We start from the raw sequence: 8,322 nt of genomic DNA, 5'->3' as shown, positions 1-8,322 counted from the left end.
GGCTGAAATTGCCGACCCTCATGTGGCCAAGGAGAACCAGCACGTGCTGGTCGGCATGCCCGATACCGAAATCCATCGCTTTGCCGATGAGAATGGCGTCGACCTGATTGTGGTGGGCTCCCACGGCCGGCACGGTTTCGCCCTGCTGCTCGGCTCCACTTCGACCGGCGTACTGCACGGCGCTCAGTGCGACGTGCTGGCCGTGCGAGTAGGCAAGAAAGGCGAGAAAAGCGCCGAATAAGATAAATCCTGCGTGCTAGATGACCCACAAGGATGTGGGCAGCGCAGACCTTACTCCCCGGCGGCCATGGCCTCCAACTCCATCCAGCGCTCCATGGTGGCATCGAGCTCAGCCTGCTTTTCCCCCATGGCCTTGAGCATATCGGCTACCACCTCCGCCTCCTGCTGGTAAAAGGCCGGGTCGCCGATCTGCGCCTCCAGGGCTGCTACCTCGGTTTCGAGTCTCTCGATTTCAGCCGGCAGCGCATCGAGTTCGCGCTGCAGCTTGTAGGAGAGCTTGACGCTCTTTTTCATTGCAGGGGGGCTTGATGCAGCCGCCTTGTCCGTCTTTTCGGCCTTGGTGGTCGGCTCCACCTGCTGACGCGCCGCGCCCTCCCAGGGGGCCGGCGGCAGGGTGCCACCCTGGCGCACCCAATCGCTGTAACCGCCTACGTACTCGCGTACCACCCCTTCGCCCTCGAAGGCCAGCACGCCGGTCACGACGTTGTCCATGAACGCGCGGTCGTGGGATACCAGCAGCAGGGTCCCGTCGAAGTCGAGCAGCAGCTCCTCGAGCAGTTCCAGCGTCTCGACGTCGAGATCATTGGTCGGTTCGTCGAGCACCAGCACGTTGGCCGGCTGGGTGAACAGCCGTGCCAGCAGCAGGCGATTGGACTCGCCGCCCGACAGTGCTTTGACCGGCTGGCGCGCCCGTTCCGGGGTGAACAGAAAATCCTGCAGGTAGCTGATGACGTGCTTGTCCTTGCCGCCCACGGTGATTCGGTCGCTACCCTGGGCAACGTTGTCGTAAACGCTCTTTTCCGGCTCGAGGCCTGCCCGCAGCTGATCGAAGTAGGCCACCTTGATATTGGTGCCAAGCTTTACCGTGCCTTCGCTGGGCTCGAGCTCACCGAGCAGAATCTTGAGCAGCGTGGTCTTGCCGGCGCCGTTGCGCCCGATCAGGCCGATGCGATCGCCGCGCTGGATCTCGATGTTGAGATTCTGCAGGATGAGCTCGTCGCCAAAGCGATGAGACACGCCGGCCAGCTCGACCACACGCTTGCCGCTGCGCTCACCGCTATCCACGCCGAAGCTCGCCCGCCCCTGCACTTCGCGGCGCTGGCCGCGCTCGCGACGGAGTTGCTCCAACGCCCGCACCCGCCCTTCGTTGCGGGTGCGCCTCGCCTTGATTCCCTGACGAATCCAGGCCTCTTCCTGAGCCAGTTTCTTGTCGAACAGGGCATTTTCCCGCGCCTCGATTTCCAGCTCGTGCGACTTCTGCTGCTGATACGCCGCGTAATCGCCCGGATAGCGCCCCAGACGCCCGCGATCGAGCTCCAGAATCGCCGTTGCCAGCTTCGACAGAAAGGCACGGTCGTGGGTGATGAACAGCACCGCGCCGTTGAACGCCAGCAGTTGCTCCTCAAGCCAGGCGATGGTGTCTAGGTCCAGGTGGTTGGTCGGCTCGTCGAGCAGCAACAGGTCGGGGTCGGCGACCAACGCACGGGCGAGCGCAACGCGCCGGCGCCAGCCGCCGGAAAGCGAGCTCATCAGATCGTCGGCCGGCAGACCCAGACGCGTCAGCACCACATCGATGCGCTGCTCGAATGACCAGCCATCGATGGCCTCGAGACGGCTCTGCAGGGTCGCCATGCGCTTCATGTCAGGATCGGCGGACTGCACCAGATGGTGATATTCCGCCAGCAGCTCACCGGCCTGGGGCAGCCCCTGGGCCACCACATCGAAAATGGTCTCGCCCGTCGCGGACGGAAGGTCCTGCTCGAGCACGCCGATCTTCAATCCCGGGGCACGCCAGATGCTGCCGTCGTCGGGCAGGATTTCGCCGGAAACCAGTTTCAGTAACGTCGACTTGCCGGTGCCGTTGCGCCCGACCAGCGCCAGGCGCTCCCCTTTCTCCAGCACCAGGTCGGCGCCGTTGAGCAGCACATGGTTACCGTAGGCCAGTTGCAAGCTTTCCAGACGTAGCAGGGTCACGCGCTCACCTCTCAATTCATCAAGGCGGCTAGTGTAACGCATGGCTGGCCCGCCGTGGCTTTGGTTACAATGCCTCATGTATCTGCAAAGGAGCGCACCCTTGGTCGACCCCGACGCCAACTTCGACGACTTCCTGCCCGAGGCCCTGCGCTTTCGCTCGCCCGCCCCGCTGGTGGATATCGGTGCCAACCTGACCCATGAAAGCTTTACCAGTGACCTCGAGGCCGTGCTGCGTCGTGCCGGAGCGGCCAACGTCACCTCTCTGATCGTGACCGGCACCGACCTCCTCCACGCCGAGCAGGCCGTGGAGCTGGCCCAGCGCGTTCCCGGCCTGTATGCCACCGCTGGCGTACACCCGCACGATGCCAGCCGCTGGAGCGACGACCTCGCCGCAGCCATGAGCCGACTGCATCATCGCGCCGAGGTGGTGGCAGTGGGCGAATGCGGCCTCGACTTCAATCGCAACTTCTCCACCCCGGCGGAGCAGGAACGCGCCTTCGAGGCCCAACTGGCCCTCGCGGCACAGAGCCGCAAGCCGCTTTTCCTGCATGAACGCGACGCCGGCCAACGCATGCGCGAGATGCTGCGAGCCTGGCGTGACGATATCAGCGATGCCGTCGTTCACTGTTTCACCGCCGACCGCGATACACTGCACGGCTATCTCGACCTGGATCTGCACATCGGCTTGACGGGATGGATCTGTGACGAACGGCGCGGCCACCATCTGCGCGAACTGGTGAGGGACATTCCACTCGAGCGGCTGATGGTGGAAACCGACTGCCCTTATCTACTGCCGCGCGATTTACCTGCCAAACTCAAGGGCAGGCGCCATGAACCGGCCCTGCTGCCTTGGATCGTGCGCGAGATAGCCCAATGGCGGGACAACACCGAGGCAGAGCTGGCCCACGCCACCAGTGACACCGCGAGACGCTTCTTTCGCCTGCCCATGGCAAGCGAAGCTCAAGATATTGGCCGTACCCAACAGGAGTCGTGAAATGGCTGACATACCCGGATTCATCGCCGTCGAGACCGGCGACGACAGCGATCTGCCTTTGGCCATTGCCTGGGTACTGTCCGACGGTCGCATCAAGCACACCTTGATCCAGCCCGACGACGACTGGCTGGACGAGGAGTTCAATGAGCTCAACGGCTATAGCCTGGAAGAGTTGCACAGCTTCGGCGCCAGCCCCCTGGATGTGATCAGGGAGCTGGAGAGCGACCATTTCAACGCCACCCTGTTCACTGCCGGGATCAGCGGCGATGAGGCCGCGCTGGCACGGCTGTTCGATACCTATGGCATCGATCCCTTCGTCGAGCTGGCGCCGGCCGACACCCTCTATCCCGGCCTGTCGGCAGGAGAGTGGAGCCGGGCGCGCAATGAGCTGTTCGGCGAGATGGGGCTCGAGCCGCTACGGCCCGAGCACGAGGTCGAGGTGATGCTGCGCCTGCATGAACGCCTAGGCGCTGAGTGAGGAGATGGGCTCTCTGGCCAACAGCCACTCACGCTGCTCGTCAATGCCCATGCAGACCAGCCGTGGCTCCTCGGCCTGAAGCCGTTGGAAGGCGTCCTTGCCGTCCAAGCCCTTCCAGCCGAGCTGAATCAACGCCTGAGCCGTGGCACCGCCCAGCGTGGCCCCGGGTCCGGGGATCACGATACGATCCGGCGCATACTCTCGCACGCCAACCCGAATTGCCGCTGTGAAGTCGTAGGGGGCTACAAGCTGCTCACCCAGAGTGTAGTCCCACAGCCGTTCGGGATCGGTACTCCAAGGGGTCCAGATATGGCCGCGACCGTCGATCATCGGCACCTCGGGCGGGCACAAAGGCAGGCTTGCCAGCTCGCGCCGCGCTTCACGCTTGACCTCCTCCTGCAGCGGCGTATGGAAGGCGGCATGCTGATGCAACCGCAGCGGGAACCGCTCGCGGGCTGGCAGCAGCTCGGCAAGGCGAGCCAGTCCCGCCTCGTTACCGCCGAATACCAGCATGCCGCCCAGATCGATCGAGAGATACAGCTGGGCCTCACTCTGACCGTGAATGCGCTCGATCAGCGCCAGCAGCTCGCGGCGTAATCCCCAGTCGGGCCGCCACGCCTCGTCGACCCAGGGATAGATGACCTGCCCCCCGGCCAAGCTTTCCTGCATCCTCAGCCCCATGGTACCGATCAGATGCAGCGCCGCGTCGGGCCCCAGGGCGCCAGCCGCCGCCAAAGCGATATACCAGCCCATGGAGTTGCCGGTCACCGCCACCACCTCGTAGCGCTCGCGGTCGATGGCCATCAGATCGGCCCAGGCGCAGGCATAGATCAGCGGCGATGCATGCTCACCGCGGCCATGCAGGCTCTGGCGAAAAGGCGTCTCGCCATCCAGCTCGGAGAGCGTCGGCATGCCGGCCTCGAGCCGCATGGCATCGAAGCGTGCCAGCCACTCGCTGCCGCCCGCCAGACGGTTAAGCGTGCCCCACTCGGCAGCGTTGTAGGTGCCGCGGCCGGGACAGACGATCAGCAGACGTTCTCGGGACGCCCCGCCGATGCGATGATTGCGCGCCTGACTCATCCTTCATCACTCCCTGCCGCTGCCTTGATTGCCTTCGCTGCCACTGCGACCGAATTTCTGTCGGGAGTCACCAGGCTCTGCGCCGTTGCCACGATCGTCTCGACCGAGGGCAGCGTCACCGTGGCCGCCCGCCCCAACGGAATGAAGCTGTCCTCGGCGGTCAGCCGATGCAGCCTATCGCTGGGCACCCCGCGCTCCACCAGGGCGGTGATCAGTTCCTCACTGGGCGAGCCGCTGCGCCGACACTCGTCCACCACCAGCACTTGGCCACAGTCGGCGATGAGGCGATGAACTGCGTCATGGTCGATATCGGTCAGCCAGCGCAGGTCGACGATACGCAGCGCGACTCCCTGCGCTTCCAGCCTTGCCGCGGCCTGGCGTGACAGATAGACGCCGTTGCCATAGGTGACGATGGCGAGATCGCGCCCCTCCCCCCACTGGCCAGGCTCGCCTACCGCCAGGCGGTGCTGCGGCCCAGGATCGGCAAAGCACCACTGCTGGTCGCCCTCCTCGTGCAGGTCGCGGGTGTGGTAGAGCGCGATCGGCTCGATCACCACCACCACCCGCTGCTCCTCGTCGGCCAGGCGCACCGCTTCCTGAATCAGGCCAACGGCATCGGCAGCGTTGGAGGGACAAGCCACCAGAAGCCCGGGAATATCGCGTAGCACGGCAATGGCGTTGTCGTTGTGGAAGTGGCCGCCGAAGCCCTTCTGATAGCCGAGTCCGGCAATGCGCACCACCATGGGATTGGTGTACTGGCCGTTGGAGAAGAAGCTGAGCGTGGCCGCCTCACCGCGCAGTTGATCCTCGGCGTTGTGCAGGTAGGCCAGGAATTGGATTTCGAGAATCGGCACCAGGCCGCTCTGCCCCATCCCGATGCCCAGTCCGAGAATGCTCTGCTCGTCCAGCAGGGTGTCGATCACCCGATGCGGGCCGAACTGAGCCTGCAAGCGCTGGGTGACGCCATAGACCCCCCCCTTGCGGCCGATGTCCTCGCCGGCCATTACCAGGTGTGGGTGGCTCTCCATCAGACGAGTGAGGGATTGGTTCAACAGCTTGGCCATGGTCGACGGCGTTGCGTCGATATCCCCCTGCCAGGAGCGGGCACGACCTGGCCGCCCCGGCGGCACGATACTCGCCATGACCTGTCCCGCGGTTTCCAGTTTGGGTCGACGAATCGCCTCCTCGGCCACATGCGCCACCCGCTCGGCGATCGAGCGGTAGAGTCGCTCGATCGCCGCGACATCGAGTATGCCATGGCGCAGCAAGAGCCCGGCCGAGACCAGCAGTGGATCTCGCGCCTCGTCAGCTTTGATGCGTGCCGGGGGGAGATAGGCCTGCTGAGCATCGGAGCCTGCGTGGCCAAACAGCCGCACACAGCGCATATGCAGGAATACCGGCTGCTTGCGGCATCGGGCGATGCGCTCCGCCTCCCGGGCGGCACGCCAGGTGTCGAGCAGGTCAAGGCCGTCGCAGGCGAGGTAGTGGAAGCCTGGGCGCGAGCGCATGCTGGCTTCGATCCACCCTGCCGGAGTGGGCGTGGAGATACCGATGCCGTTGTCCTCGCAGACCATCACCAGCGGCATCGGTGCTCCCTGGTAGGCTGCCCAACCGGCGGCGTTGAGCGCCCCTTGGGCGGTGGAGTGGTTGAACGAGGCGTCGCCAAAGCTGCAGATGACTACGCTGTCGGCAGGCCATTCACCGCGACCCCCTAACCGCCGCCACAGGCCGAGGCTGTAGCTCGCCCCCATGGCCTTGGGCAGGTGCGAGGCAATGGTGCTGGTCTGAGGGGGGATGTGCAGCACCTTGGACCCCAGCACCTTGTGCCTGCCACCGGAGATCGGGTCCTCCGCCGAGGCGGCAAAGCTCAGCAGCAGGTCCCACAGCGGCGTCTGCCCCGGCACGCTGCGGCTGCGCTGCAGCAGGAAGGCGGCATCACGATAGTGCAGAAAAGCGGGATCGGTAGCACGAAAGGCGCGTGCGATGGCGGCGTTACCCTCGTGGCCCGCGCTGCCGATGGTATAGAAGGCTTCGCCGCGTGCCTGCAGGCGCCGGGCATGCAGATCGAGGTGCCGACTCATGAGCTGGGTCTCGAAAAGCTCCACAAGCCCCGCCGCCGTGAGGTCGACCTCCTCGAGCTGCCAGTCACGATCGGGCTTTGGCCAATCGCCGCTGCGCAGTGCGGTGAAGAAGCGCTGCTCTTGAGGTAGAAGTTCGACCACCATGCTGACTCCAACGGCAGGAAAGGATATGACCTACAGCCTAGCGTGCCTGGCAGTCAAAGCGATAATATCGATATCCTGCCCCAGATATAGATTCCGACTATGGATATTCGTAGCCTGCGCTACTTCATTGCCACCTACGAGGGTGGCTCGATCAGTGCCGCTGCCCGCCGTTGCCACGTGGCGCAGCCCTCAATCTCGACTGCGCTGGCGCAGCTGGAAGAGCGCCTGAACACCCCCCTGTTCGAACGTCATCGGCGAGGCATCACGCCCACCGAAGAGGGCCACCGACTCTACCCCCTGGCACGCCAGGTCAGTGAAGACCTGAACGCCATCAGCCGTCTTTTCAACTCCCCGGCACCCGCAACGCCGGTGCGCCTGGGCCTGATGCGCTCACTGGGCGCCAACCGCATGACCACGCTGCTCAAGGAGTACATCGGACAGGGCGACAATCTGGCGCTGACCCTGGTCAACCCCGAAGAGCGCTGTGACGCCAGAATCATCGGCGAGCAGGATCTGGCACAGGGCGAGGCCTTCCAACCCATCTGGCACGACAGCTACCTGCTCGCACTGCCCAGCGGGCATCCGCTGGTTCTCAAGGAGACGCTGACGCTGGACGAGCTGGATGGACTGCCCTTCATCTGGCGCCATCCCTGCGCCGCCATGGAGCAGTTGGCGTCGGCACTCAGCGGCGCCGGCATACGCTGTCAGGTGCGGGCTCGCCTGCGCACCATCGAATACACCCTGGGACTGGTAGCAGCCGGGGTCGGCGCTTCTCTGGTACCGGCCTGGCCGGAGATTCTCACGCATCCGGACGTTCAGTGTCGCCCGCTCGCCGAACTCGAGATCCGCCAAACCATCGGCGTGGCCTATTCCTCGCGCCAGCCCATGCCGGCATTGCAGCCTCTGCTTCAGCTCGGCAGGCAGGCGTGGGAAGCGGCTGGCATGGCCTGATCCATCGCTTCGAGGCCATGAGCGATGGCGCGCTCGACAGACGCCCTCTGCTGATAGAACGCCTCGAGAGCGGCATGAAAGGCTGCCGCCCGGGATGGCAGTCCCTCACGCTCGTAGCGTGCTGCCCGAGCGACAACACGGGCCTGAAAGGCTTCGCGATCGACGTCGGCCTCTCCGCCCAGGTTGTCCACGCTGACGTGAAAGCGCAGCCCACAGGCCCGAGAGAAGAGCATTTCCAGTGCCTGGGGTGCCACTTCCGCCGACTCGAAGCTGCGCTGCTGTTCGGCACTACGCCCATCGGGGTGGTACCAATAGCCGTAGTCCACCAGTAGACGACGCCGGCCGCCGGCGATACACCAATGACTGATTTCATGCAGTGC

Annotated in this window: 8 protein-coding genes; 4 read left to right on the top strand and 4 right to left on the bottom strand. The window is 64.8% G+C overall.

Annotated elements, in window-relative coordinates:
- On the top strand, nucleotides 1–241 hold a 241-nt coding region (locus AC2VNO_RS16230), incomplete at its 5' end, for a universal stress protein (RefSeq protein ID WP_486935101.1).
- Between the two features lie 50 nt (nucleotides 242–291).
- Here the strand turns inward: AC2VNO_RS16230 and AC2VNO_RS16225 are convergent.
- On the bottom strand, nucleotides 292–2,214 hold the full coding sequence (locus AC2VNO_RS16225; RefSeq protein WP_486935100.1) for an ATP-binding cassette domain-containing protein: 1,923 nt from the start codon (nucleotides 2,212–2,214) through the stop codon (nucleotides 292–294).
- Nucleotides 2,215–2,314: 100 nt separating this feature from the next.
- On the opposite strand from AC2VNO_RS16225, the gene AC2VNO_RS16220 reads away from it, so the two are divergent.
- Both AC2VNO_RS16220 and AC2VNO_RS16215 read left to right on the top strand, forming a co-directional pair.
- Nucleotides 2,315–3,208 (top strand): TatD family hydrolase, encoded by an 894-nt coding sequence (locus AC2VNO_RS16220; protein WP_486935099.1) that lies wholly within the window; start codon nucleotides 2,315–2,317, stop codon nucleotides 3,206–3,208.
- Between the two features lies 1 nt (nucleotide 3,209).
- A complete protein-coding gene (locus AC2VNO_RS16215) occupies nucleotides 3,210–3,686 on the top strand; it encodes a hypothetical protein (protein ID WP_486935098.1) in 477 nt (158 codons plus the stop codon).
- Here AC2VNO_RS16215 and AC2VNO_RS16210 read toward each other — a convergent pair.
- A complete protein-coding gene (locus AC2VNO_RS16210; RefSeq protein WP_486935097.1) occupies nucleotides 3,672–4,766 on the bottom strand; it encodes an ACP S-malonyltransferase in 1,095 nt (364 codons plus the stop codon). The genes AC2VNO_RS16215 and AC2VNO_RS16210 overlap by 15 nt on opposite strands.
- A complete protein-coding gene (locus AC2VNO_RS16205) occupies nucleotides 4,763–6,991 on the bottom strand; it encodes a thiamine pyrophosphate-dependent enzyme (protein WP_486935096.1) in 2,229 nt (742 codons plus the stop codon). Before AC2VNO_RS16205 ends, AC2VNO_RS16210 begins: the two co-directional genes overlap by 4 nt.
- Nucleotides 6,992–7,090: 99 nt before the next feature.
- Between AC2VNO_RS16205 and AC2VNO_RS16200 the strand changes: the two genes are divergently transcribed.
- Nucleotides 7,091–7,942, top strand: coding sequence for a LysR family transcriptional regulator (locus AC2VNO_RS16200; protein WP_486935095.1), 852 nt, complete (start codon nucleotides 7,091–7,093; stop codon nucleotides 7,940–7,942).
- Here the strand turns inward: AC2VNO_RS16200 and AC2VNO_RS16195 are convergent.
- The coding region (locus AC2VNO_RS16195; RefSeq protein WP_486935094.1) for an elongation factor P hydroxylase at nucleotides 7,900–8,322 on the bottom strand (423 nt) is incomplete at its 5' end. The genes AC2VNO_RS16200 and AC2VNO_RS16195 overlap by 43 nt on opposite strands.

The sequence above is a fragment of the Halomonas sp. TH-94 genome (genome assembly GCF_057473365.1).
This window is presented reverse-complemented; position numbering and strand designations above follow the sequence as displayed.

Excerpts from the sequence above, each read along its gene's own strand:
- AC2VNO_RS16215 (WP_486935098.1), top strand. The coding sequence starts at position 3,210 with ATGGCTGACATACCCGGATTCATCGCCGTCGAGACCGGCGACGACAGC.
- AC2VNO_RS16210 (WP_486935097.1), bottom strand. The coding sequence starts at position 4,766 with ATGAGTCAGGCGCGCAATCATCGCATCGGCGGGGCGTCCCGAGAACGT.
- AC2VNO_RS16205 (WP_486935096.1), bottom strand. The coding sequence starts at position 6,991 with ATGGTGGTCGAACTTCTACCTCAAGAGCAGCGCTTCTTCACCGCACTG.
- AC2VNO_RS16200 (WP_486935095.1), top strand. The coding sequence starts at position 7,091 with ATGGATATTCGTAGCCTGCGCTACTTCATTGCCACCTACGAGGGTGGC.